Annotated in this window: 21 protein-coding genes; all 21 read right to left on the reverse strand. The window is 30.3% G+C overall.

Going from position 1 to position 26,322, the window contains the following annotated elements; translation table 11 throughout:
* Positions 1-262: 262 nt before the first annotated feature.
* The 21 genes from recA to ispG all read right to left on the reverse strand — a co-directional run bounded on the left by recA (position 263) and on the right by ispG (position 26,319).
* Entirely contained in the window at positions 263-1,345 is a 1,083-nt protein-coding gene (gene recA, locus BLS77_RS07695) for a recombinase RecA (protein ID WP_089967734.1), read from the reverse strand.
* Between the two features lie 161 nt (positions 1,346-1,506).
* On the reverse strand, positions 1,507-2,097 hold the full coding sequence (gene pgsA, locus BLS77_RS07700) for a CDP-diacylglycerol--glycerol-3-phosphate 3-phosphatidyltransferase (protein WP_089967737.1): 591 nt from the start codon (positions 2,095-2,097) through the stop codon (positions 1,507-1,509).
* The gene (rimO, locus tag BLS77_RS07705) at positions 2,081-3,418 is read right to left on the reverse strand and encodes a 30S ribosomal protein S12 methylthiotransferase RimO (protein ID WP_089967740.1); all 1,338 of its coding nucleotides are present in this window, start codon (positions 3,416-3,418) and stop codon (positions 2,081-2,083) included. The genes pgsA and rimO overlap by 17 nt, the downstream gene beginning before the upstream one ends.
* A 121-nt stretch (positions 3,419-3,539) precedes the next feature.
* Positions 3,540-5,978 (reverse strand): FtsK/SpoIIIE family DNA translocase, encoded by a 2,439-nt coding sequence (locus BLS77_RS07710; RefSeq protein WP_089967743.1) that lies wholly within the window; start codon positions 5,976-5,978, stop codon positions 3,540-3,542.
* A gap of 272 nt (positions 5,979-6,250) precedes the next feature.
* A complete protein-coding gene (locus BLS77_RS07715) occupies positions 6,251-6,991 on the reverse strand; it encodes a ClpP family protease (protein WP_089967746.1) in 741 nt (246 codons plus the stop codon).
* A gap of 159 nt (positions 6,992-7,150) precedes the next feature.
* Positions 7,151-8,362, reverse strand: coding sequence for an aspartate kinase (gene dapG / locus BLS77_RS07720; protein WP_089967749.1), 1,212 nt, complete (start codon positions 8,360-8,362; stop codon positions 7,151-7,153).
* A gap of 15 nt (positions 8,363-8,377) precedes the next feature.
* The gene (locus BLS77_RS07725; protein WP_089967752.1) at positions 8,378-8,686 is read right to left on the reverse strand and encodes a YlmC/YmxH family sporulation protein; all 309 of its coding nucleotides are present in this window, start codon (positions 8,684-8,686) and stop codon (positions 8,378-8,380) included.
* Between the two features lie 165 nt (positions 8,687-8,851).
* On the reverse strand, positions 8,852-10,159 hold the full coding sequence (locus BLS77_RS07730; RefSeq protein ID WP_089967755.1) for a M16 family metallopeptidase: 1,308 nt from the start codon (positions 10,157-10,159) through the stop codon (positions 8,852-8,854).
* A 145-nt stretch (positions 10,160-10,304) separates the two neighbouring features.
* On the reverse strand, positions 10,305-12,443 hold the full coding sequence (locus tag BLS77_RS07735) for a polyribonucleotide nucleotidyltransferase (protein ID WP_089967758.1): 2,139 nt from the start codon (positions 12,441-12,443) through the stop codon (positions 10,305-10,307).
* 185 nt (positions 12,444-12,628) lie between these two features.
* Positions 12,629-12,892: a 30S ribosomal protein S15 gene (gene rpsO, locus BLS77_RS07740; protein WP_089967761.1), complete on the reverse strand. Its 264-nt coding sequence runs from the start codon at positions 12,890-12,892 to the stop codon at positions 12,629-12,631.
* Positions 12,893-13,004: 112 nt separating this feature from the next.
* Entirely contained in the window at positions 13,005-13,943 is a 939-nt protein-coding gene (locus BLS77_RS07745) for a bifunctional riboflavin kinase/FAD synthetase (protein ID WP_089967764.1), read from the reverse strand.
* A gap of 11 nt (positions 13,944-13,954) precedes the next feature.
* On the reverse strand, positions 13,955-14,833 hold the full coding sequence (truB, locus tag BLS77_RS07750; protein ID WP_089967767.1) for a tRNA pseudouridine(55) synthase TruB: 879 nt from the start codon (positions 14,831-14,833) through the stop codon (positions 13,955-13,957).
* Positions 14,833-15,807, reverse strand: coding sequence for a DHH family phosphoesterase (locus tag BLS77_RS07755; protein WP_089967770.1), 975 nt, complete (start codon positions 15,805-15,807; stop codon positions 14,833-14,835). Before BLS77_RS07755 ends, truB begins: the two co-directional genes overlap by 1 nt.
* A gap of 1 nt (position 15,808) precedes the next feature.
* A complete protein-coding gene (gene rbfA, locus BLS77_RS07760) occupies positions 15,809-16,159 on the reverse strand; it encodes a 30S ribosome-binding factor RbfA (protein WP_089967772.1) in 351 nt (116 codons plus the stop codon).
* A gap of 14 nt (positions 16,160-16,173) precedes the next feature.
* Positions 16,174-18,231 (reverse strand): translation initiation factor IF-2, encoded by a 2,058-nt coding sequence (gene infB / locus BLS77_RS07765; protein WP_089967774.1) that lies wholly within the window; start codon positions 18,229-18,231, stop codon positions 16,174-16,176.
* A 21-nt stretch (positions 18,232-18,252) separates the two neighbouring features.
* Positions 18,253-18,561 carry a ribosomal L7Ae/L30e/S12e/Gadd45 family protein gene (locus tag BLS77_RS07770; RefSeq protein WP_089967777.1) on the reverse strand — a complete coding sequence of 103 codons (309 nt, stop codon included), beginning with the start codon at positions 18,559-18,561 and terminating at the stop codon, positions 18,253-18,255.
* The gene (gene rnpM, locus BLS77_RS07775; RefSeq protein ID WP_089967780.1) at positions 18,554-18,820 is read right to left on the reverse strand and encodes an RNase P modulator RnpM; all 267 of its coding nucleotides are present in this window, start codon (positions 18,818-18,820) and stop codon (positions 18,554-18,556) included. Before rnpM ends, BLS77_RS07770 begins: the two co-directional genes overlap by 8 nt.
* 11 nt (positions 18,821-18,831) lie before the next feature.
* The gene (gene nusA / locus BLS77_RS07780) at positions 18,832-19,944 is read right to left on the reverse strand and encodes a transcription termination factor NusA (RefSeq protein WP_089967783.1); all 1,113 of its coding nucleotides are present in this window, start codon (positions 19,942-19,944) and stop codon (positions 18,832-18,834) included.
* Positions 19,945-19,960: 16 nt separating this feature from the next.
* Entirely contained in the window at positions 19,961-20,503 is a 543-nt protein-coding gene (gene rimP / locus BLS77_RS07785) for a ribosome maturation factor RimP (RefSeq protein ID WP_089967785.1), read from the reverse strand.
* 282 nt (positions 20,504-20,785) lie between these two features.
* Positions 20,786-25,102, reverse strand: a complete 4,317-nt coding sequence (locus BLS77_RS07790; RefSeq protein ID WP_089967789.1) for a PolC-type DNA polymerase III — start codon at positions 25,100-25,102, stop codon at positions 20,786-20,788.
* A gap of 167 nt (positions 25,103-25,269) precedes the next feature.
* Entirely contained in the window at positions 25,270-26,319 is a 1,050-nt protein-coding gene (gene ispG / locus BLS77_RS07795; RefSeq protein WP_089967792.1) for a flavodoxin-dependent (E)-4-hydroxy-3-methylbut-2-enyl-diphosphate synthase, read from the reverse strand.
* Between the last annotated feature and the right edge of the window lie 3 nt (positions 26,320-26,322).

Raw genomic sequence — 26,322 nt, forward strand, 5'->3', positions numbered from 1 at the left:
AATAAAATTATGTCAAGTTTAGTTAAATAAAATCTATTTATTAAATTTTAATCTTTTACAATTATTAATTTATCAATATATTCTATATAAACTTATTATTAAACTATAAAATATTCTTTAAGACTTATTTTGAAAAATTTTCGAAAAAATTAGACTAGCGCTTAGAACTTCTTTTTATAAGAAGTTCTTTTACACCAGTCTATATTATAAACATATATTTATATTTATATTCATACTAAGTTATACTACCAAGAAATATTTTTTATTTTTTTTCAGTTCCCTTACTTGTTTCCTTTACCACTTTTGCTGCTTCTTTAACCGCCTCTTTTAGATTCGGTCCTTTTGCTAATGGTAAATTATGTTTTGCTCTAATTTTATTTTCAATATCTAGAGCAACTTCTGGATTTTCTTTTAAGTATATTTTAGCATTTTCTCTACCTTGGCCTAATCTTATTTCTCCATAAGCAAACCAAGCTCCACTCTTTTGAACTATTTCATCTTTAACACCAACATCTACTATATTTCCTTCTCTTGATATACCTTCATTATACATTATATCAAATTCAGCTTGTTTAAATGGTGGAGCTACCTTATTTTTAGTTACCTTAATTCTTGTTCTGTTACCTACAATGCTATCACCTTGTTTAATTGAATCTATTCTTCTTACATCTAATCTAACTGATGAATAGAACTTTAAAGCTCTTCCACCTGGAGTTGTTTCTGGGCTACCAAACATTACTCCAACTTTTTCTCTTAGTTGATTAATAAATACAACTACGCAATTAGATTTACTTATAGTTCCTGTAAGTTTTCTTAATGCTTGTGACATTAATCTTGCTTGAAGCCCTACATGTGATGCTCCCATTTCGCCTTCTATTTCAGCTCTTGGAACTAACGCTGCAACTGAATCCACAATTACAACATCAACTGCACCAGATCTAACTAATGCTTCTGCAATTTCTAAGCCTTGTTCTCCAGTATCTGGTTGTGAAACTATTAGGCCTGCTATGTCAACTCCTAAGTTTTTTGCATATCCCGGATCCAAAGCATGCTCAGCATCTATAAATGCTACAGCTCCGCCTGCCTTTTGTGCTTCTGCTGCAATATGAAGAGCAACAGTTGTTTTACCTGAACTCTCAGGTCCATAAACTTCTATTATTCTACCTTTTGGAACTCCGCCAATTCCAATTGCAATATCTAAATCTAAACATCCTGTTGAAACAACATCTAGATTTAACTTACTATTTTCTCCTAATTTCATTATTGCACCTTTACCAAATTGTTTTTCTATTTGGTTCATTGCATTCTCAATCGCCTTTAATTTATCTGCATCTAAATTCGCCATAATTATTCCTCCCTCGAACATTTGTTCTATACTTGAATTATAAATTAATTATTGTATATAGTCAATATTTTTTTAAAATATTTTCCATATTAAAAGTTCCATCTATATACTAGAAGGAACTCTCTTTTTTATCAGTATTACCCAATTATTATGTTTTTAAACTATTTATCCATATTTATAACTTTTTTATTCTTTCTAAAATAATCTACGCCTGAAAGTATAGTTGCTATTACCGCTAATATTAATAATGTATTTGGTACATATTTAAGAGTTGTTTCCATAAATACATTACCCACTACTAATGATGTAAGATATTTTGATGTACCTACACTAGCTTGTATTAATAAGGCTACTATTGCAATTATTTGAATAACAGTTTTAACTTTTCCCCAATAACTTGCAGATATTATTTTCCCTTCTGAAGCTGCTAAAGTTCTTAAGCCAGAAACTGCAAATTCTCTTGCAATTATTATTACAGCTGCCCAACTTGGTATTACCTGCATTCCAACTAATGAAATCAATGCGGCTGTTACTAGAAGCTTATCTGCTAAGGGATCCATAAACTTTCCAAATGTAGTTACTTGATTTCTACTTCTTGCTATGTATCCATCTAATTGATCAGTAAGTGAAGCTATAATAAATATGATTGTAGCTATAAATGTCCCAAAAGGAATGCCTTGAGCCGCTATAAAAATTAAAAATAATGGTACTAAGAAAATTCTTAGCATTGTAAGTTTATTTGCCAAATTCATTGCATACATCTCCCACTAAATCATACTCTAATGTTTCTATTACTTTTACTTTTACTATATCACCTATTTTAATATCTTCTTTACTATTTATATAGAAAAGACCATCTATTTCTGGAGCCATTTCTGAATTTCTTCCCATGAAATATTTACCTTTTCTTCCTTCTATAATAGTATCATATATTCTTCCCATTTTCAATTTGTTTAATTCTTTTGATACATCTTTTTGCAGAAGCATAAGTTCTCTTTCTCTTGTAGCTTTAACTTCCTCTTCAACTTGATTATCCATAGTAGCCGCTGGTGTTTCCTCTTCTCTTGAATATTTAAACACACCAACATTATCTAACTTGTAGTCTTGCAGGAATTCTTTTAATTCTGTAAAGTTTTCATCTGTTTCACCTGGAAACCCAACTATTAATGATGTTCTAAGCACTATACCTGGAACTTTTTCTCTTAATCTTTTTATTTTATCTGTTATAGTCTTCTTATCTGTTCTTCTTGCCATTAATCTTAATATATTATCACTTATATGTTGTATTGGTAAATCTAAATATTTAACAACTTTAGGATTACTAGCTATTTCATCTATTAATTCTTCTGTAATTTCTTCTGGATAGCAGTATAATAATCTAATCCACTCTATACCTTCAACTTTAGAAATTTCTTTTATTAGCTTATGAAGATTTTTTTCATTATATATATCCATACCATAAAAAGTTAAATCTTGCGCTATTAATATTACTTCTTTAACTCCATGGTCTCTTAAATGCTTAACTTCTTCAATAATATTTTCTATTTTTCTACTTCTAAACTTTCCTCTTATTTTAGGAATAATGCAATAAGTACAGAAATTATCACAACCTTCTGCAATTCTTACATATGCAGTATGCTTATCTGTTGTTAATAATCTTATTCCTTCATTAATGTTATCATCACTATAATTCGTAACTCTAACTCTTTTTTCTTCCTTTATGAAATCCATTATTAATTTATGTATTTTCATATAATCATTAACGCCCATTAATATATCTATCTCAGGCATAGATTCCATTAATTCATCACCATATCTTTGAATTAAACACCCTGTGGCTATTAACATTTTGCACTTATGTTTTTGTTTATACTCTGCCATTTCAAGAATTGTGTCTATAGACTCCTGTTTTGCTTTTTCTATAAACCCACATGTATTTACTATTATTATATCTGCATTCTTAGGATCATTAGTTATTTCATAATGCTTATTAATTGATCCTAGCATTAATTCTGAATCCACTCTATTTTTATCGCACCCAAGGCTTATCATTCCAACTTTATATTTTTCCAAACTTTATTTCCTCCTATGTTGTGTATTAAACATATTTTAAAAAACTCAAAATATTTTTATTTATCATATTTAATATTCCTAAATTTATTTTAAAGTAATGATTTAAAATTTACAAGTTTTTTTACTCTTCTACAGCTATTTCTTCTTTATTAACTAGTACCTGTCTAGGTCTACTTCCATCTTTTGGAGAAATAATCCCTCTTTCTTCTAATTCATCCATTATTCTAGAAGCTCTATTAAATCCTACTCTAAGTCTTCTTTGAACAAAAGAAGTTGATGCTTGATTATATTCTACAACTATTTTAATTGCTTCATCTATTAATTCATCTCCACCATCTTCATCATCTTCTTTAGAACTACTTTTGGCACCATTATTTATATGTTCTATTATTGCTTCTTGATAATCAACCTCTTCGCCTCTGTCCTTTATATTAGAAACAACCTTCTCTACTTCTTCCTCTGATATAAAGGCTCCTTGTACTCTCAAAGGCTTACTTGCTCCTGTAGGGTAATAAAGCATATCCCCTCTTCCTAAAAGCTTCTCAGCTCCTACTGAGTCTAATATAGTTCTTGAATCTATACCTGATGAAACTGCAAATGATATTCTAGATGGAATATTTGCTTTAATAACTCCTGTAATTATGTCTACAGATGGTCTTTGAGTTGCAATTATCAAATGCATTCCAGCTGCTCTTGCCATTTGAGCTAATCTACATATATATTCTTCTACATCATTTGGACAAGCCATCATTAAATCTGCAAGTTCATCTACTATTATTACAATATAAGGTAATTTTTCTTCTGTAATACCCTTATCAAATAACGAATTATAAGACTCTATATTCCTTACTGATAAATCTGCAAAAAGTTTATATCTCTTTGTCATTTCATTTACAGCCCAATTTAATGCTCCAGCAGCCTTTTTGGGATCTGTAACAACTGGTATCAATAGATGTGGTATTCCATTATACACACTAAGTTCTACAACCTTTGGATCAATCATAAGCAATCTAACTTCTTCAGGTGAGTATTTATACACTAAACTTACTATTAATGTATTTATACAAACAGATTTACCTGACCCTGTAGCACCCGCTATTAATGTATGAGGCATTTTAGTAATATCCCCAACAATGCATTTACCTGCTATATCTTTTCCAAGTGCAAATGCCAACTTATTATCTGAATTTATAAATTCTTTAGAATCTAGTACTTCTCTTAAAAATACGGCTGTTTGCTTTTTATTTGGAACTTCTATTCCAATTGCTGATTTACCAGGTATTGGAGCTTCCATTCTAACTCCACTTGCAGCAAGACCTAGTGCTATATCATCTTGAAGATTTACAAATTTAGAAACCTTAACTCCAGGACTTGGTTGAAGTTCAAATCTTGTTACTGATGGCCCCTTTGTTACTTGAACTACTTTTCCATCTACTCCAAAATCATTTAATATTCCTTCTAACTTATTCGCACTTTCAATAAGTTCTTTTTTATCTTCACTTCTTAATTTCATTTTTGAATTTATATTTAATAACTCTACTGATGGATGTAAGTAAACTTTTTTTACTCGTACTTCTTTCTCACCTATAATACTTTCTTCTATTTCTTTAGTAACAACTTCTTTAACTTCATTTGGTAACTTTTCTTTCTTTTTATGTTTTTCTTCACCTTTACTAGTAACTTTATCTACAACTTCTATTAATGGTGCTACCTCCAACTTTTCCTCTTCATAGATTTCAATGTTAAACGGATTATTTTTATCGCTTTCAACTGCAACTTCTTCCATTGTTTTATCATCATCTAAGGATGAGCTTTTAATAAAATCCAATATTTTAATTTTATTATTTATACCTTGGATAAACTCATCACGGTTTTTGTCCTTAGGAACAACATCTATAAAATCAGATTTAACTTTCTTTTTCTTTACCTCTAATTCTTCACTATTATATTCTTTTTTAGATGCTTTTATTTTCTTTTTATCTGATACATCGCCTTTAAAGTACATTATTATATCATATAAGGTTATGTCAAACACTAATATAGTTCCTATAGATCCAACTGCTATATATAAAACATAGGCTCCTATAAATCCTAGCATTTTGCTTAATGGATATGCCATAAGATGGCCAAAAAAGCCTCCATGAATTTCTCCATCACTTATCATTATTTTTTTCAAAGACTCGCCAAAACTACCAACGTTATCTGTTGTATTTAGTTTTGTTGTTGCACATAATAATATTAACATTAATACAACTAATGTTGTTCCAACTAGTCTTCTGCTAAATTTTATACTGCCTTTTGATATTATACTATCTACTCCAAAATAAATTAAAAATGCTGGAAGTATAAATGCTCCAACACCAATTAAATTATATATTATTTTTTTTGCAAACACAGATAAAGCTCCTGCCCATGATGTATAAATAGCAACAGCTAATAAAATTCCAACCGCTATATAAATAATACCTTTAATATCTCCATTTGTAGTCTCACTTTTTTTGTCTACAATATTTTTGCGACCTTTTTTACCCTTAGTATTTTTACTATTAACCCTAGCCACTTTATCACCTCGCACTACATATTATATCTTTATCCACTTATTGGGAACAAATTCTTTACATAGTATATTATAAACTTTATCTATGAAAGTGCAAACAAATTTATTATTATTCCACTAAAAATAAGCTGAATTTGTATTTAATTTCAAATTCAGCTACTACTTCAAGATATTTTTTCAATTTTAGTAATTCATCTCCAAATAAATAATAAGTCAGTATCTTTATATTTTTTTTGCAATGTCTAAGTTATTTTGAAAAATAACTAGTCAATATACTAGTCTATTTTATTTTTCTCTTCTTTTTGTTTAATAAGTTCATTTAACTTATCAATAGCATTTTTAATTCCACCAACTTCATTTATAAGTCCACATTCCACAGCTTGCTTACCTATTAATATAGTTCCCATATCATTTAATAATTCATCTGATTTTAACATCATTTTCCTTAATTCATCACCATCTATTTGGGAAGTTCTTATAATAAAGTCATCTATTCTTTCTTGCATTTTTTTAAAGTAATTAAATGTTTGAGCTACTCCGATTACAAAACCATTCATTCTTATTGGATGAATTATCATAGTTGCTGATGGAGTAATAAAAGAATAATTTGATGAGGTTGCAAGTGGCACTCCTATGGAGTGACCTCCTCCTATTACTATTGATACTGTAGGTTTTGATAATGAACTTATCATCTCTGATATAGCAAGACCAGCTTCAACATCTCCACCAACAGTATTTAATACAATAAGAACACCTTTAACTTTTTCATTTTGTTCTATAGATATTAATTGAGGTATTACGTGTTCATATTTAGTTGCTTTTGTTTGTGGAGGCAATACCATATGACCTTCTATTTGCCCTATTATAGGAAGTATTTGGACTCTTTGGTCATCTCCAATACCATTTGTATTTCCAAACTCTTTTATTTGTTCTATTTTTACCTTTGATTCTGATAAATTTTCTTTTATCTCTTCATTTTCACGGTTCCCTGAATTTATGTTATTATATTTATCCATAAAAAAATCCCTCCTGTATATTCTTATTTTGCACAGGAGAGATTTTTTTATTCTATATTTCGCAAAAAATATTACATATTTAAATGTCCATTAGGATCATTAACTAAATAAAAAATCAAAATACACTAAAATATAATTACTTATTTCTTTTAATATTCCTTAGTCATTAAAAACTCCTAATTTAAATACTTTGTGTAATAAATTTGTTGCTTCTACTACTTTTCCTGAGTGTATTAAACACCAAATTGTCATATGAGAATCTGCTGTTTGTAAAACTTCTATATCGTGTTCACTTAAAGTAGCCATAATTTTAGCCATAATTCCTGGTACCCCAGTCATTCCAAATCCAACCATTGCTATAGTACTACAATTTTCTATAGTAGTGAATTCTATACCTGCTTCATTTAATACACTATTAAGTTTTTCTTTCTCATCGCAATCTATTGTGAATATTTGCTCTGATGGAAATATATTAATTAGGTCTAAACTTATTTTATTATCTGCTAAAATATCTAAAAGATTTCTATATTTAGACTCTCCTTTATTATCTGCAAGTTTAACCGAAACCTGTGTTCTATTACTTAAATGAGTTATTCCTGAAATAGCTGTATTTTCATGGTCTGAACCAAAGCTATTTATTAATGTACCTTTACAATCATTCATTGTATTTTTAATTAATACAGGAATATTACCTCTTCTTGCCACATCTACAGCTCTTGGATGAATCACCTTGGCCCCTTGATCCGCTAGCTGAAAAACTTCATTATAACTTATTACATCTATTAATGATGCATTGTCTACAATTCTAGGATCAGCTGTCATTATACCATCAACATCTGTATATATTTCTATTTCTTCTGCTCCTAGAGCAACTCCTAATATACATGCTGAGGTATCACTTCCCCCTCTTCCAAGTGTTGTAAAATAACCTTCTTTTGTTATTCCTTGGAACCCTGTAACAACTGGAATTTTTCCAGCTTCAAGAATTTCTGTTATTATCTTAGTTTTACTATCTATGAATTGAGCCTCTGTAAATGCATCATTTGTAATTATACCAGCCTGCCCACCAGTTAATGGAACTGCTAACATTCCAGCTTCATACAGTGTATTGCTCATAACTACAGAACTAATAATTTCACCACAACACATTAACATATCTGTGGCTTGCTTATTTTTCTTTTTAAAATCATCATCAACTAATGATAATAATGTATCTGTAGCATAAGGTGCTCCTTTTCTTCCTATTGCAGAAACAACAACAACTGGTGAATAGCCATTTTCTATTGCACCTTTAACTTTTGCTACTACTTGCTTTCTTCTTTCATCTGAAGATACTGATGTACCTCCAAACTTTTGCACGATAATTTTCAAGTACTACGCCCCCTTTTATGATCTTACACGTTTAATCCTATCTTTTTCTGCAGACACTACAATTACATTGGCCCCAACCTTTGTAACGTATCCCCAAGGAATTTCAACATACTCCCGTCCACCAAAAAATCCATTTTTGCTCCCTGAAACAGCTGCAATAATAAATTGCAAATTTCCTTTTTCATCAATAATAAAATCCAAGGCTTGCTGAGTATCATACTTTTCGGCCTCTTCAGTATTAAAAATTTCATACCTCTCAAGTTCACTAAGCAATCTATACTTACTGTCTCTCTTTTCTTCTTCATAATAATCTTGCTTTCTCATAAAACATACCTCCTTATTATCCTAATTCATATTCAAAAAATAATAAGCCAATATGCTAGTATATTTTAAGCATACATCTCACCTTGACTTGTTATTTTTTTCAAATCCCTAAGTAAATATTATGTTATAAGAAAGTATTTTATTACCAATTATTATTATTATATATTATATCTTAATTTTCGCAATTTTGCTACTATTATCATAAGCTTCCTTACTATTATTAACTATAGTATTTAATTTTTTGTAATCTACTTTTTGACCTACATAAGCTGTACTAATAATTCCTGGTTTAAAACATTCCTCAAGGACATATTCTATGTCATCATTATTTATATTGTTAATTCTATTTATAACATCTTCTTGAGTTTTTATTTTATTTTGAAGCATTACACATTTAGCATTTGCGAACATTCTTGAAGCAGTACTTTCTAAACCTAATATATAACTAGCTTTAATTTTTTCTTTATTTATATCTAAAAGTTCTTTTGATATTCCACCATTTGCAAACAATTTAAGTTCTCTATCTATTACTGATAAAGCTTTATCTGCATATTGTTTGCTAAGACTTGTATATATATTAAAAACACCTACTCCTTTATAAGGTTGTGGGTATGAATAAACAGTATAGCATAAACCAAGTTCTTCTCTTACTTTTTGGAATAAAATTGAAGATGCTCCACCACCAAATATATTATTTAATAATACTAATGCATATCCTTTTTCATGAGCATAAGGTAATCCTTTTAACCCTAAATCAATATGAAGTTGTTCTATTTTCTTTTCTGCATACTTACTATCATTTAATAGAATTGGAGTATCATACTCTGGAACATATATTTTACTACTTTCCCACTTTGAAAAATATTTTTCTATTAAATAATTTAACTCTTTTTCATCAAACTTACCACAAATTGATAAGACTGAGTTATGTGGAGTATAGTGATTATAAATAAAATCTACTATTTTTTCTCTGTTAAAAGATTTAACTTTATCTATAGTCCCAAGAATAGGTCTAGCAAGAGAATTTTCTCCAAAAATAGCTTTTGAATGAAGATCATCTAATACATCTTCTGGAGTATCTTCACTCATATTTATTTCTTCAATTACTACGCCTTTTTCTTTTTCTATTTCTTCTGGATCAAACTTTGAATGTAATATCATATCTGATAATACATCTAGCGAAAGGTCTAAATGAGTATTTAGTGCCTTAACATAATAACAAGTTGCATCCTTGCTTGTGAATGCATTTATTTGCCCTCCTACATTTTCAATATCTCCGACTATTTCTTTCGCAGTTCTTTTATCGGTACCTTTAAAAAACATGTGTTCAATAAAGTGTGATATACCATTTACTTCTGGTTTCTCATTCCTAGAACCATTTTGAACCATTACTCCAACGCTTACAGAATTAACATGTTCTATATATTCAGTAACTATTCTTAGTCCATTTTTTAACGTATATAAATTATACATAAAGTCCTCCTATTCAGTCTTATTTCATCTTTTTAATTTGTTTTCTTTCAGCTTCCCTTAGTTTATTTAAAAAGCATTAAAATTATTCTATATAAAGAAAAAAAGGCAATAAATTGCCCTTTTATATATATATATATATATATAACTATTCTTTATCCGATACTTCTTTTACTTCTTTCACTTCTTTTACTTCTTCTATTTCTTCTGGTAGAGCATCTTTTCTTGAAAGATTTATTCTTCCTTGGTTATCTACTTCAGTTACTTTAACTAAAATCTCATCTCCAACTGCAACAACATCTTCAACCTTGTTTACTCTTTCCCTAGCTAACTTAGAAATATGACATAAGCCTTCTTTATTAGGAAGTATTTCTATAAAGGCACCAAAAGCTGCAATTTTAATTACTTTACCTAAGTAAATTTCTCCAACTTTAGCTTCTTTTACTATACCTTCAATGATTTTTATAGCCTTATCTACACCTTCATGTTCTGGTGATGATACGAATACTGAACCATCTTCTTTAATATCAATCTTAACTCCAGTTTCAGCTATAATTTTATTTATAATCTTTCCACCAGCTCCAATTACATCTCTTATTTTTTCTGGATTGATGTTTATTGTTACTGTTTTAGGAGCATGAAGAGAAACTTCACTTCTTGGTGCTGGCAGACATGCATTTATCTTATCTAAGATAAGAAGTCTTGCAGTTCTTGCACCGTTAATAGCATTTTCTATAATAGTAAAGCTTAACCCTGCAATTTTAGTATCTACTTGAATGGAAGTAATTCCTTCAGTAGTACCTGCTACCTTAAAGTCCATATCTCCAAAGAAATCTTCTATACCTTCGATATCAGTTAAAACTTCTTCTTTAGTTAAATCATCTGAAGTTATAAGTCCCATTGCAATACCTGCAGCTGGTCTCTTAAGAGGCACTCCAGCATCTAATAGAGCAAGTGTACTACCACAAACTGAAGCTTGTGAAGTTGATCCATTTGAACTTAATACTTCTGATACTAATCTAATAGTGTATGGGAAGTCTTCTTCTGAAGGAATTAGTGGTACTAAAGCTCTTTCAGCTAGTGCACCATGACCTATTTCACGTCTACCAGGTCCTCTTAGTGGTCTTACTTCTCCTACTGAATAAGCTGGGAAGTTATAGTGATGCATGTATCTCTTTGAATCTTTACCACTAATACCATCTAATATTTGGAAATCTCCAACTGAACCTAATGTTGCTACTGTTAATACTTGAGTTAATCCTCTAGTAAACAATCCTGTACCGTGAGTTCTTGGAAGTATATTTACTTCACAATCTATTTGTCTAACTTTATCAAAATCTCTTCCACCTGGTCTTCTTCTATGATTTAGTAACATATCTCTAACAACATACTTTTGCATATTGTACATAATTTCTTTTAAGTCACTTAATTTATCTGCATATTTTTCATTAAATTCTTCTGCAACCTTTGCATTTACAATATCCATAGCTGCATTTCTTGCATCTTTATCAGTTATCCACATTGCTTCTTTAACCATAACTTTTGCAAAAGCCTCAACTTCAGCTTTAAAATCTGCATCTGGTTTGTAATAATCTGGTGTCATTTTAACTTTCCCAAATTTAGCTACTGCTTCTTCTTGGAATTTAATTATTGCTTGAGCACTTTCAAAACCAAACTTTATTGCATTTATCATAACTTCTTCAGGAATTTCGTTTCCACCAGCTTCTATCATCATTACTCTTTCACTAGTTGTACAAACAGTTAATTCCATTTGACTTAATTCTCTTTCTGCTGATGTTGGATTTAAAATAAAGTTTCCATCTATAAGCCCTACCATTACCGTTGCAACAGGTGTTGTGAACGGAATACTTGATAAACATAATGCCATAGATGCTGCATTTGTTGCTAAAATTTCTGGTGCATTATCTTTTTCTACAGATACTACTGTACAAACAACTTGCACGTCATTTCTGTACCCACTTGGGAATAAAGGTCTTAAAGGTCTATCAACAGCTCTTCCTGCAAGAATAGAGTTTTCTGAAGGTCTTCCTTCTCTTTTTATAAATCCACCAGGTATTTTTCCTACTGAATATAATCTTTCTTCATATTCTACGCTAAGTGGAAAGAAATCTATACCTGCTCTTGGTTTTTCTGAAGCATTAACATTAGTTAATATTACAGTATCTCCATAACTCATGAACATTGCAACATTTGACAACTTTCCTATGTTACCAAACTCAATCTTCATTTCTCTTCCTGCTATATTAGTTTTTAACATGTTATTCATTTTGCAACCTCCCTTCTGGTTCCTCTAAATATTAGGTATCTGACAAAAAATAACCGTAAATAGAAATTGTGTATTTAAAATCATGTATAACCTTAAATATATTATAGTATATCTAAACTGTTATCTTTTTTCAGATACTTATTTTGTTTTTTTAAAATAATAGAGCGGTAAAACCGCTCTAAAAATTATCTTCTTAGATTTAACTTTTGGATTATAGCTCTATATCTTTCGATATCTTGTGCTATTAAGTAGTTTAAGAATCCTCTTCTTTGTCCAACCATCATTAAAAGACCTCTTCTTGAGTGATGATCTTTCTTGTGCATTTTTAAATGCATTGTTAATGAATTTATTCTTTCAGTTAATAGAGCTATTTGAACCTCTGCAGATCCAGTATCTCCTTCACTTCTTCCGTGTTCTTTGATAATTTCTAATTTTCTTATTGCGTCCATAATTGGCACCTCCGTATAATTATCCCCTAAATCCATGAAAAAAGATTGTATCTCAGATCTTAGAATTAGGTTATCCACTAGTTATTATATCAAAACAAAAACTAGTTGTAAATTAAAATTTTATATTTTTTATAAAGATTTTACTCTTTATTGCAAATTCTTTATCTTTTTTAAGTTTTTCTACTAATGCATCTAAAGACTGGAATTTTTTTTCATCTCTTATCCGTTCTAAGAATAAGACTTCTATCTCTTGTCCATAGATTTCACTATCAAACTCTAAAATATATGTTTCTATAGTTAAGTCTTGCCCATTTACTGTAGGATTATGCCCAACAGATGTAATTCCTTTAAAAATACTATTATTCCAAATAACATTAGTATAATATACCCCAATTTTTGGAATAACCATTCTTTCATCAAATCCTAAATTTGCTGTTGGGAAACCTATTGTTCTTCCAAGTTTTTTACCATGGTTAACCTTTCCACGAATACTATAAGGTCTTGATAGCATATTTCTTGCTTCATTTACTTTACCCTCTAGAATACTTTTTCTAATTCTTGTGCTGCTTATTACCTCTTCCTTATATTTCAAAGGATCTATAACCCACAATTCATATCCATACTTTTCTTTTAGGTTTTTAAGAAGCTCTATATCGCCTTCATTTTTATGTCCAAACTTAAAATTAAATCCTACTATAATACCCTTTACGTTATAATCAACTGAAAGAATTCTTACAAATTCTTCTGGAGACATTCGCATAAACTCTTTAGTAAATGTTCTAATTACTACAACATCTACATTCTCATTTTTTAAACACTCTAGCTTATATTGTAAATTCATTATAAATTTTGGAGCAAACTCAGGCTTTATAATAGAAAGAGGATGATTTTTATATGTAAAAACCATACTATTTCCATTACGTTCTTTAGCTACATAAATAGCCTTACGTATAAGTGATAAATGCCCCACATGAAGGCCATCAAAACTTCCTAAAGCAACATAATTAGCTTTATTATTTTCTTTTATAATAATATCATCTAATAATATCATATAAATATCTCCTAATTATTTAATAGCTTTTGTATTTTAAATCCTCGGTCATCTTTTTTACCAAGGCCTATAAAGTTATCATCTTCATCATAAACTCTATAAAGCTTATCTATTATAACTGTATCCTTTGTAAATCTATTATCACAAAGTCTAACACCATTTATTAATAGTTTTGTATAATCATTGCTTACTGTAAGTTTGCTATACATTTGTAATGCTTCTTCTATTGAAATGATATAATTCCCAATGTTTTCTTCTGTAAGGTCCTCAATGTTTATTGATTCTCCCTCTTCAAAAACAGATGTTTTACTTCTTTTAAGATCTGACATTGTTGCTCCAACATTTAAGACTTCACCAATATCATAACATAAGCTTCTTATATATGTTCCTTTTGAGCAAGTAACTTTCATCTTTACATAAGGGTTATTTATTTCAATATCTTCTATATTATAAATTGTTATAGGTCTACCTTCTCTTTCAACTTTTATACCTTGCCTTGCAAGAGTATAAAGTCTAACTCCATTTTGCTTAAGTGCAGAATACATTGGAGGTACTTGAAGGTATCCCCCCTTAAAATCATTTACAGCCTTTAATATTTCCTCATAACTTAGATGTGTGGGATCCATCTCTTCAGTAATATCTCCCTCTAAATCATAAGTAGTAGTTTTAACTCCTAGTTTAAACTCTACAACATATACCTTTTCTGAATTCATTATATAATCTATTATTTTAGTAGCTCTTCCAATACAAATAGGCAGAACACCAGTAGCCTCTGGGTCTAGAGTCCCTGTATGTCCAACCTTACCTGTATTAGCAATCTTTTTAATTTTTCTTACCACATCAAAGGAAGTCATTCCTTTGTTTTTAAATACGTTAATTACCCCGTTCATTAATTCATGGCACTTTCGATTGCTTCTATTATTTTCTCTCTTGCTTGTTTTATTGTAACATCCTTAATTTTAACACCAGCAGCCTTAATATGACCGCCACCGCCTAAACTTTCGGCAATTTTTCTTACATCAAAATTATTTTTAGATCTAAGACTTGCTTTAGCTCCATCTTCTGCTTCTTTTATCAATACAGCGATTTCTACACCTTTTATCTGTAATGCAAAGGAAATTATATCTGATGTATCATGATTTAGCAAACCTAGGTCTTTCACAAGAGATTCTGTAATTTGTATTATAGCTACTTTATTATCTAATAAAAGTTCCATATCAGTTAAGGCTCTTCCTATTAGCTTCATTTTATTAAAGCTTTTATTATCGAAAAGGCTTGTGTAAATAAATGTATTGTTTACACCTATTTTTTTTAGCCTTGCCGCTATTGTATGAGTTCTAAAAGTTACATTTGAATGTCTAAATGCTCCAGTATCAGTAACTATTGAAGTATAAAGACATGTACCTACATCTAAAGTAGTTTCTGTTTTTTCATTAAAATCTATTCCTAGGAATTCTAGTAGTTCAAAAACTATTTCTGCAGTTGCTGCAGCTTTCGGATCTACATAATTAATATCACCATAATGATCATTTGTAATATGATGATCTATATTAACTATTTCTCCTTTGAATTTCTTTAAATCTGCTGAAATTCTTTCAAAACTTCCACAATCTAAAACAATAACCATATCTGTATCTTTAGTTGGGACTATTGTTTCTCCGTCCCCTTCTTCTGAAGATTTAAGATATCTTAGACTATCACTAATAATATCTTTTGAAATTAAATATACATCTTTACCTAAAAACCTAAGACCATTTAATAATCCAAGTGCACTACCTACAGCGTCACCATCTGGTGACACATGGTAGGTAATACCTATTTTTTCTGCATTATTTATTTGTATGCTAATATCTCTAAGTGACATACTACTTTCCTTTAGCCTTTCCTAATAACTCTTCAATTCTTAATCCTCTATCAAGAGATTCATCAATTTCAAAGATTATTTGAGGATTATGTCTTAGATTAATCCTTATGCCTATTTCTTTTCTTATATATCCGCTAGCTCTTTTAAGTGCTTCAAAAGTATTTTTCTTTTCTTCTTCACTTTTTCCAAAAATACTAACAAACACCTTTGCATAGCATAAATCCTTAGTAACTTTAACAGATGTTACTGAAACCATCGCAGTCATTCTTGGATCTTTTATTTCATCTCTAATTATTTTACTAACTTCTCTTCTAACTTCTTCATCGATTCTTCCGCCTCTATAATTAGCCATTTAAATCACCTCTTTTAAAGCTCTTTTCTTTTAATTGCTTCCATTGAATAAGATTCTATAATATCTCCATCTTTAATATCATTAAATCTTTCAACATTAAGACCACATTCATAACCCTTAGCAACTTCCTTAACATCATCTTTAAATCTCTTTAATGATGCAAGTTTAGTTTCTACTATAACTATTCCATCTCTTATTATTCTACAATCAGCATTTCTTAAGATTTTACCATCTATAACATAACAACCTGCTATTGTTCCAACATTTGAAATCTTATAAACTAATCTTACTTCTGCTTTACCATTTATAACTTCTTTATATTCAGGATCAAGCATTCCAATCATAGCTGATTTAACATCTTCTATAGCATCATATATAATTCTATAGCTCTTTATATCAACATGTTCTTTTTCTGCAAGTACTGAAGCATTTAAGTCAGGTCTTACATTAAACCCAATTACTAAAGCGTTTGAAGCAGTAGCAAGTGTTATATCTGTTTCTGTAATAGCTCCAACTCCACCACGAATAACTCTAACCTTTACATCATCAGTTGATAGTTTTTCAAGAGATGTTGTTATAGCTTGAACTGAACCTTGAACGTCCGCTTTAACTATAACACTAAGTTCTTTTACACTACCTTCTTTTATTTGGCTATAAAGATCTTCAAGTGATACTCTTGTAGATGCTTGGAAACTTGCATCTTTAAGCTTTTGCTTTCTAGTTTCTGCTAAGTTTCTTGCTGTCTTTTCATCTTTAACTACGTTAAATCTGTCTCCAGCTACTGGAACTTCTGAAAGTCCTAAAACTTCTACAGGCACTGATGGGCCAGCCTCTTCTATTTTGTTTCCTCTATCATCAAACATCGCTCTGATTCTTCCATAAGTTGAACCAACTAATATTGAATCTCCAACTTTTAATGTACCGCTTTGAACAAGTAAACTTGCAACAGCACCTCTACCCTTATCAAGTTTAGATTCTATAACAGTACCCTTAGCTTTTCTTGTTGCATCTGAAACTAATTCTTGCATTTCAGCTGTTAATAATAACATTTCAAGTAAACTTTCAACATTTTCACCAGTTCTAGCTGATACAGGTAGAATTAAAGTATCTCCACCCCAATCTTCTGATACAAGTCCAAACTCAGTTAATTCTTGTTTAACTTTATCTATGTTAGCACCAGCTGCATCCATTTTGTTTATTGCAACAATCATTGGAACTTTAGCAGCCTTACAGTGATCTATAGCTTCTTTAGTTTGTGGCATTATTCCATCGTCTGCTGCTACAACTAAAATAACTATATCAGTTATTTGTGCTCCTCTAGCTCTCATAGCTGTGAAAGCTTCATGTCCTGGAGTATCTAAAAATGTGATTTTTTCTCCATTTAAAGTTACTGTATAAGCACCTATATGTTGAGTTATTCCACCAGCTTCTGATTCTGTAACCTTTGCTTTTCTTATAGCATCTAATAATGAAGTCTTACCGTGATCTACGTGACCCATTACTGTTATAATTGGAGGTCTCTTTTTAAGATTTTCTGTAACTACTTCTTCTTCTTCTTCGATAACCTCATCTAATTTTTCCCTTTCTTGCTTTCTTGCAAGTAAACATTCATACTTTTCACAAACTTTTTCTACTGTAGCAAAATCAATTTCTTGATTAACTCCAGCCATAACGCCTGTAAACATTAATGTTCTTATAACATCAATTACTGGTTTAGAAAGTTTTTCTGAAAGTTCTTTAACAGTGATTGTATCACCCATTTCTATAACTCCAGAACCGCCTTCTCCCATACTTATGTTTTCTTCCTCTTCATCGTCTCTTTTTCTTTTCTTTTTCTTAGCAACATTATTAACTTGTTCTGCTAATTCATCTTCATATTCGTCAACGATGTTTTTCTTTTCACCATCTTCACTAGTTCCTAATAATTCTTTTATTAAATCAACATCTTCGTCCTCAAGAACGCTCATATGATTCTTTACGTCTACACTAAATTCTTCCATTAATAAAGTAATAAGTTTCTTTGAACTTATTTCTAATTCCTTTGCCAATTCATAAACTCTAATTTTTGACAATAAAATCACCCCCGGTTAATTTTAAGCTTTTTCTTCTTCATATAAAGAAATAAGCTTTTCGGCCATACTCTTATCTGCTATGGCTAGTATCTTTATCTCTTCTCTACCTATTGCACTTCCAATTTCTTCTTTTGAGAAATCTTGAATACAAGGTATCTTTTTGAATTCGCAATGTTTAACAAACTTACTTCTTGATTTATCAGAAGCTTCCCTTGTTATTATAAATAGAAAAAGGTCTCTTCTATTTCTTTGTTCATTGCATTTACTATATCCTTCAATTACATTACTAGACCTTTTTGCTAAACCTAAAAAATTAAAAAATTTATTCATTTATTATCTCTTCCCTTAATCTATTATATACCTCTTCACTTATAGCGGTATCTAAGTTTCTACTAAGTCTTTTAGCTTTGAAGGCCTTTTCTAAGCATTGCGTATTTTTGCATACATATGCTCCTCTTCCTGATTTTTTACCAGTTAAATCTACAGAAACTTCTCCTTCAGGACTTTTTACAACTCTGATAAGTTCCTTTTTAGGTTTCATTTCCATACATCCTGTGCACATTCTTAAAGGAATTTTCTTTACTTTCATAAAAACCCCTCCTATTCTGCCAAATCTTCAGTTGTTTCATTAGCTAAATCTGTACCTTTAGAGTCTTCTGCTTTTATTGCGTCTGCTTGAGTCTTACTTTTTATATCTATTTTCCATCCACATAACTTAGCTGCAAGTCTAACATTTTGGCCTTCTTTACCTATTGCTAGTGAAAGTTGATTATCATCAACTACTACTTTAGCTGATTTACAATCTTCCTTAACTTCAACACTTAAAACTTTAGCTGGACTTAAAGCATTTGCTATAAGTTCGCCTTGATCCTTGCTCCATTTTATTATATCAATTTTTTCACCCTGTAACTCATTTACTATATTTTGAACTCTTATCCCCTTAGGACCAACACAAGCTCCCATTGGGTCTACATTTTCATCATTTGAGTAAACAGCTATTTTACTTCTTGAACCAGCTTCTCTTGAAATACTTTTTATTTCTACAACACCTTGGAATATTTCAGGAACTTCTAATTCAAATAATCTTTTAACTAAGCCTGGATGAGTTCTTGAAACTAATACTTGAGCACCTTTTGAAGTATTCTTAACTTCTACCACATATAGTTTTAACTTTTCGTTAAACTTATATTCTTCGCCAGGTATTTGTTCGTTTTGACCTATAGCACCTTCGATTCTACCTAAGTTTACAAATACATTACCTTTATCTTGTCTTAAAATTGTACCTGTAATTATATCATATTCTTTTTCTTTGTATTCAGAGTAAACAATTGTTCTTTCTGCTTCTCTTATTCTTTGAGTTACTACACCTTTTGCAAGTTGCGCAGCTACTCTTCCAAAGTTCTTTGGAGTAACTTCAAAATCCACTATATCATCAAGGTCATATCTAACACTCATTGCTTTAGCTTCTTCTATTGATATTTCTGTTACTTCATCATATACATCCTCAACTACTACTTTTTGAGCATAAACATGTATTTCCCCTGTTTCTCTATTCATAGTTACTTTTACATTTTGCGCTGTTGTTGTCGCATTTGCATAATTTTTCTTATATGCGGCAAATAAAGCATCTTCAATTGTAGTGAAGACTAAATCTGCGCTTATTCCTTTATCAGTAACTATTTCTTTAAGAGCACCTATAAACTCTTGGTTCATATCTATATCCTCCTTATTATATTTCCCCTTCTAAATTGGCTGACTTAATTTTGTCTTTTGGAACTGTTACTAATTCAGCAGCTTCTTCTTTTACTCCAGCTTCAGCTTCTGCTTTCGCTCTTGCTTTTGCCTTTGTTTTCGACTCTACTATTTCTTCTTTTTTTGCTTCAATAATAAGAAAATCTTCAGTAACTTCTTTTAGTATTCCTATAACCTTTGTTTTTTCATCAAGAGGTGTAGTGAATGTTATTAACACTTCTTTACCAATACTATTTTTATAATGGTCTTCTGTAAATAATTCTCTGTTTAATCCAGGTGAAGATACTTCTAGGAAGTAAGCCTCTTCAATAGGATCTTCTGTATCCATGATTTCACTTACTGCTCTTGAAAGTTTTTCGCAATCTGATAAAGCAATGCCTTCTTCATTATTTATATATATTCTTAAATAATATTCTCCATCTTCTTTAATGTATTCAATATGATAAATTTCATAATTTAACTCATGGGCTATTGGTCTTACTATTTTATCAATTTTTTGTATTAAGGCATCATTTCTCATCTTAATCCTCCTTCTTCTATATTCAATTTTAATAGATATGATTTCCAGAAAATATATACAAAAACGCAACTAGCTAGTAGTTGCGTTTAAATAGAAAGAGTGGGTGATTACATCCCCACTCTTAATTCTCTAGCTATTAGTAAATCACGTCTTTGACCATGTTAACATAGTTTACTAATAAATACAAGGTTTTAAGAGTTATAATTTAAGCACAGCTTTCAATATTACTTTCCCTCAATATATATTATTTATGCACAATGTTATATATATTAAAAATTTATATTAAAATAAAGAAAGTTGATTAGTATCTGACAAGCCTTCTAAACAGCCATGATTACTTAATGCTTCTATTACAGTTTTAGATGCTTTACTTCTCATTCTTATATCTTCTTTTGATATAAATTCGCCATCAGCTCTAGCTTCCATTATACTTTTAGCAGCATTTGACCCAACTCCTTCAAGTGCATCCATTGGAGGTCTTATTTTGCCATCTTCTATAATAAATTTAGTAGCATGAGATTTATATATATCAACCTTTAACATTTTAAATCCTCTTTTATATAGTTCATAAGATAATTCTAAAACTGTTGTCATTCCCTTATCCTTAACCGTAACTTTATTACCTAAGGCATAAAGTTCTTCAAGTTTTGCCTCTATTGCACTTTCTCCTTTGCAAATAAGATCTGCATCAAAATCATCTGCTCTTACTGTAAAGTATGTTACATAATATGCTTCTGGATAATAAACCTTAAAGTAGGCAACTCTAACTGCCATCATTACATAAGCAACTGCATGACCTTTTGGAAACATATATTTAATCCGTCTACAAGATTCTATATACCAATCTGGCACATCATTTCTCTTCATTTCAGCTTCGTGATCTGCTGTTAATCCCTTACCTTTTCTTACGCTTTCCATTATTGTAAAGGCATTCTTAGGTTCAACGCCTTTATACATAAGGTAAACCATAATGTCATCTCTTGTAGATATACAATCTTTTAGAGTTGTATCTCCTGATTTAATAAAATATTGAGCATTATTTAGCCAAACGTCAGTACCATGGGAAAGCCCTGATATTCTAACTAAATCAGCAAAACTCTTTGGTTGTGTATCTACAAGCATTCCACGAACAAATTTTGTTCCAAACTCTGGCAATCCATAACTACCTACTTCACATTTTAGTTCATCTCTTGTAACTCCTAATGCTTTTGGAGAAGTAAATAAAGATATTACCTTTGGATCATTAAGTGGTATTGTTTTTGGATCAATACCTGTTAAATCTTGAAGCATCCTAAGCACCGTTGGATCATCATGTCCTAATATATCAAGTTTTAAAAGCCTACCTGATATTGAATGATAATCAAAGTGAGTAGTTGTTATCTCCGATTCTGAATCATCTGCCGGACGTTGTATTGGAGTGAAATTGTATATTTCATTATCCTGTGGTACAACCATGATTCCACCTGGATGTTGACCTGTTGTTCTTTTTATCCCTGTACATCCAAGAGTTAATCTTTCTATTTCTGCATTTGATACAACTAATCCTCTTTGATCCAAATATTTTTTAACAAATCCATAAGCTGTTTTTTCTGCTATAGTTCCAATTGTTCCAGCTTTAAATACATATCCTGTTCCAAATAAAACTTCACAATATTTATGAACTATCCCCTGATATTCTCCAGAGAAGTTTAAATCTATATCAGGTTCCTTATCCCCTTCAAATCCTAAGAATGTTTCAAAAGGAATATCATGACCATCTTTTACATAAAGAGTTCCACAATCTGGGCAATTTTTATCATCTAAATCTGCTCCAGAACTTATAGATCCATCCATAAAGAACTGCGATTTTTGACAATTCGGACATACATAATGTGGTGGTAACCCATTAACCTCTGTTATATCAGACATTGTTGCTACAAAGGATGACCCAACAGAACCTCTAGATCCTACTAAATATCCATCTTCTAGTGATTTTGCAACAAGTTTTTGGGCAATAAGGTATAAAACTGCATATCCATTATTAATAATTGAATTTAATTCTTTATCTATTCTTTTTTGAACTACCTCTGGAAGTGGATTTCCATAAATAGAATGTACTTTATCCATAGTCATTTTTTTAATGTCTTCTTCTGCGCCTTCTATTTTAGGGGGATATGTTTCATCTGGTATTGGTTTTAGCACATCTATTGAATCTGCTATTTTTCTTGGATTTCTAATAACTACTTCTCTCGCTATTTCTGGTCCTAAATATGAAAATTCTCTAAGCATTTCATCTGTAGTTTTTAAATATAGTGGAGGTTGATTATCTGCATCAGAGAATCCTTGACCACCCATTATAATTCTTCTATAGACTTCATCTTTAGGATCTAGAAAATGTACATCTCCTGTAGCAACTGTTGGTTTATTACATTGTTTTCCTAATTCATATAGTCTTTTATTAATTGCTTTTAACTCCTCATTATCTTTTACAATACCTTTTTTTATAAGATATTGATTATTTTCAAGTGGTTGAATTTCAACATAATCATAAAAGCTTATTATTTCTTTTAATTGTTCATCACTTTTCCCATCTAAAACCGCTTTATATAGTTCTCCACCTTCACAAGCACTTCCAATAATAAGACCTTCCCTCATTTCCATAAGCCTGCTCTTTTTTGTTCTTGGCTTTCTAAAGAAATTATCTAAATGAGCCTCTGATATTAACTTATATAAGTTTTTCAATCCTTGTTGAGTTTTAGTTAAAATTATTATATGGTAGGTATTCTGCTTTTTAATATCTACATTACTTAAAAAGGCTTTATTTAAAGCTGATAAATCATTAATTTCATTTTCCTCTTTTAACTTTTTAAATGATATTAATAATATTTCTGCAGTAGCTTTTGCATCATCTACAGCTCTATGATGATTTTCTAGGGATATCCCTAAATGCTTTGCAACAATATTTAGCTTAACTCTTTTAAGTTCAGGGTATAAAAACCTTGCTAAATTTACTGTATCTAAAATTGTATTATTAAATTTTAGCCCTAAATCATTACAATTTTTTTTAATGAAACCTGTATCAAAACTTGCATTATGTGCAACTACAACACTATCCCCTACAAATTCTATAAACTTTGGCAGAACCTCATCAATAATTTTCGCTTCCCTAACCATTTCATCCGTAATACCTGTAAGTTCAGTAATTTTATAAGGTATTTTACATTGTGGATATATAAAGGAACTAAACATATCTACAGCTTCACCATTAATTACCTTTATAGCACCAATCTCAATTATTTTATTATTTTTTGGTGAAAACCCTGTAGTTTCTATATCAAAAATTACATACTCATCATTGAAGCTTTGCCCTTTATCATTTAAGGCTATAGGAATCCCGTCATTAACTAAATATCCTTCAACCCCATAGAGAACTTTTATCTTATTTTTTTTCGCAGCAATTTGAGCATCTGGAAAGGCCTGAACCACTCCATGATCTGTAATTGCAATTGCTGGATGCCCCCATTTTGAAGCTCTTTCAACTATTCTTGTTACTGATGCAATACCATCCATAGAACTCATATTAGTGTGACAATGTAATTCAATTCTTTTTTCTTCTGATCCATCCATTCTTTCCATTTTACTCATTCTTAGGATATCCCGGCCCATAATAACAACTTCTCTTGCATAGGTATCATATATAGCTTCTCCTCTTACCTTGCAATAAAGACCCTTCTTAACATTTTCTAGAACAGCTTCAGTTTCTTGTGGTTTTAAGAAACATTTAACTGCTATAGATCCTTCATAATCTGTTATAAAGAATGTAAGTATTGTCTTACCTGTTTTTGTTTCTATAATTTCTGTTTTAAATACATCTCCAAGCACTGCAACATATCCTGAAGTTTCATTAATATCTTTAATAGACGTAGCTTCTAAACTTATGCTTCTTCCAAGTATTGAATTCTCACTTTTAGGTTCTCTCTTAAATTCTTTCTTTTCATAAGTTTTCTTTTGTTTATCAACAGATTCTTGTTTTGGTTTAGAGCTACCTGGCTCTCTTCCATTTAATATATTTTTAATATATTCTTTTTGTTCTTTATCTTTTTCTACATAACTATCCTTAACTTCTAGTTCACTATCATACATAAGCTCTACTTTTACATTCATTCCAAATATATCTTCTATACTTGTAGCAATATCTTTTGGAATATCTTTTTTTATAAGATGATCTGTTAGTTTATCATATCCGTTTTTTACCACCAATCTATTATCTTTAACTTCTTTTATCGCTGTTAATAACAATGTTTTAGATAATGGTGTCTTTTTTATAATATCTTTAACCACATCTAGCCAGTAACTTTCAATTATCTGTTCCAAAGTAATATTTGATACATCCTTATAGAATAATATATCTATATCAACATTAAGCCTTAATACATTCTTAATTGCTTTTTTCACTAATTTCTCTTCGTCTTTAAGCAAATACTCTTTTCCTCTAAGTACCACTTTCAACAAATTACTTTTCCTTAAAAATTGAAATCTTATAATTTTAATTTCCTTATCATCAATAGATTCTGTTTTATTTATTTCAATTATAATTTTCTTTAAAATATCTTCTGACAAAAGCGCCACCCCACCTTATTTTCTATAATCAGTATAAAAAAGCCAGCTTACGCTGACTTTTTTTATATTTTAGCCTATTTTATCCATTGGATAAGTTCTTTTAAGTTTCAGTTTACATAGTTTATTCCATTTTGGCAAACTTCACTTTAGTTATTTTTTCAAATACCTTATAAAGTTTCTATTTCTTCTAATAAAGCTTCTACAAGATTTTCTTCTTTTACTTTTCTTATTAACTTACCCTTTTTAAATATTATTCCTTCTCCATTTCCACCAGCAATCCCTATATCAGCTTCTCTTGCTTCTCCAGGTCCGTTAACTATACATCCCATTACTGCAACCTTTATGTTCTTATTACAATTTTCTAATCGTCTCTCAACTTCTTCTGCAATCTTTATAAGGTTTATTTGAGTTCGTCCACAAGTTGGACAAGATATAAATTGCATTCCACTTTCTCTAAGTTCTAAAGCTATTAACATTTCTTTTGCAACTTTAATTTCCTCTATAGGATCACTAGTTAGAGAAACTCTAATAGTATCACCAATACCTTCTGCAAGCAATGTACCTATTCCTATGCTTGATTTTATAGTTCCTCTAAAAGTAGTACCTGATTCAGTTACTCCTAAATGAAGAGGATAATCACAAGATTCACTCATTAATCTATAGGCATCTATCATTGTTTTAACATTTGATGATTTTATTGATATTACAATATCGAAAAATTCTAGTTCTTCTAATATTTTAACATGCCTAAGAGCAGATTCCACTAGTCCTTTAGCGGTTGGTTTTCCATCTCTTGCTAGTATATCCTTTTCTAACGATCCTGAGTTTACTCCAATTCTAATTGGTAACCCCTTTTCTTTCGCAGCTTCTACAACTAGTTTAACCCTTTCAACGCTTCCTATGTTTCCTGGATTAATTCTTATTGCCGAAACTCCATTTTTTATTGATTCTAGCGCTAATCTATAATCAAAATGAATATCTGCCACAACTGGGATAGGTGATTTTTCACATATTTCCTTTAAAGCCTCTGCCGCTTCCATATCTGGCAATGCGCATCTTATAATTTCGCACCCAGCATTATAAAGTTCATTTATTTGATCTAAAGTTTTTTTTGCATCTCTTGTATCAGTATTTGTCATTGATTGTATTGAAACAGGCGAATCTCCGCCTAGAAATTTATTACCTACTTTTACTTTTCTCGTTTGTTTTCTTTCCATGTT

It is taken from the genome of Clostridium gasigenes, assembly GCF_900104115.1.
Taxonomy (GTDB): Bacteria; Bacillota; Clostridia; order Clostridiales; family Clostridiaceae; genus Clostridium; species Clostridium gasigenes.

What these genes read in the sequence shown, in the direction of transcription:
- BLS77_RS07730 (WP_089967755.1), bottom strand. Translation starts at nt 10,159, where the DNA reads ATGTATAATTTATATACGTTAAAAAATGGACTAAGAATAGTTACTGAA.
- rbfA (WP_089967772.1), bottom strand. Translation starts at nt 16,159, where the DNA reads ATGGCTAATTATAGAGGCGGAAGAATCGATGAAGAAGTTAGAAGAGAA.
- nusA (WP_089967783.1), bottom strand. Translation starts at nt 19,944, where the DNA reads ATGAACCAAGAGTTTATAGGTGCTCTTAAAGAAATAGTTACTGATAAA.
- ispG (WP_089967792.1), bottom strand. Translation starts at nt 26,319, where the DNA reads ATGGAAAGAAAACAAACGAGAAAAGTAAAAGTAGGTAATAAATTTCTA.
- rpsO (WP_089967761.1), bottom strand. Translation starts at nt 12,892, where the DNA reads ATGGACGCAATAAGAAAATTAGAAATTATCAAAGAACACGGAAGAAGT.
- BLS77_RS07770 (WP_089967777.1), bottom strand. Translation starts at nt 18,561, where the DNA reads ATGAATAAATTTTTTAATTTTTTAGGTTTAGCAAAAAGGTCTAGTAAT.
- rnpM (WP_089967780.1), bottom strand. Translation starts at nt 18,820, where the DNA reads ATGAAAGTAAAGAAAATTCCTTTAAGAATGTGCACAGGATGTATGGAA.
- BLS77_RS07715 (WP_089967746.1), bottom strand. Translation starts at nt 6,991, where the DNA reads ATGGATAAATATAATAACATAAATTCAGGGAACCGTGAAAATGAAGAG.
- rimP (WP_089967785.1), bottom strand. Translation starts at nt 20,503, where the DNA reads ATGAGAAATGATGCCTTAATACAAAAAATTGATAAAATAGTAAGACCA.
- truB (WP_089967767.1), bottom strand. Translation starts at nt 14,833, where the DNA reads ATGAACGGGGTAATTAACGTATTTAAAAACAAAGGAATGACTTCCTTT.
- BLS77_RS07725 (WP_089967752.1), bottom strand. Translation starts at nt 8,686, where the DNA reads ATGAGAAAGCAAGATTATTATGAAGAAGAAAAGAGAGACAGTAAGTAT.
- BLS77_RS07745 (WP_089967764.1), bottom strand. Translation starts at nt 13,943, where the DNA reads ATGATATTATTAGATGATATTATTATAAAAGAAAATAATAAAGCTAAT.
- pgsA (WP_089967737.1), bottom strand. Translation starts at nt 2,097, where the DNA reads ATGAATTTGGCAAATAAACTTACAATGCTAAGAATTTTCTTAGTACCA.
- BLS77_RS07735 (WP_089967758.1), bottom strand. Translation starts at nt 12,443, where the DNA reads ATGAATAACATGTTAAAAACTAATATAGCAGGAAGAGAAATGAAGATT.
- recA (WP_089967734.1), bottom strand. Translation starts at nt 1,345, where the DNA reads ATGGCGAATTTAGATGCAGATAAATTAAAGGCGATTGAGAATGCAATG.
- BLS77_RS07755 (WP_089967770.1), bottom strand. Translation starts at nt 15,807, where the DNA reads ATGTCACTTAGAGATATTAGCATACAAATAAATAATGCAGAAAAAATA.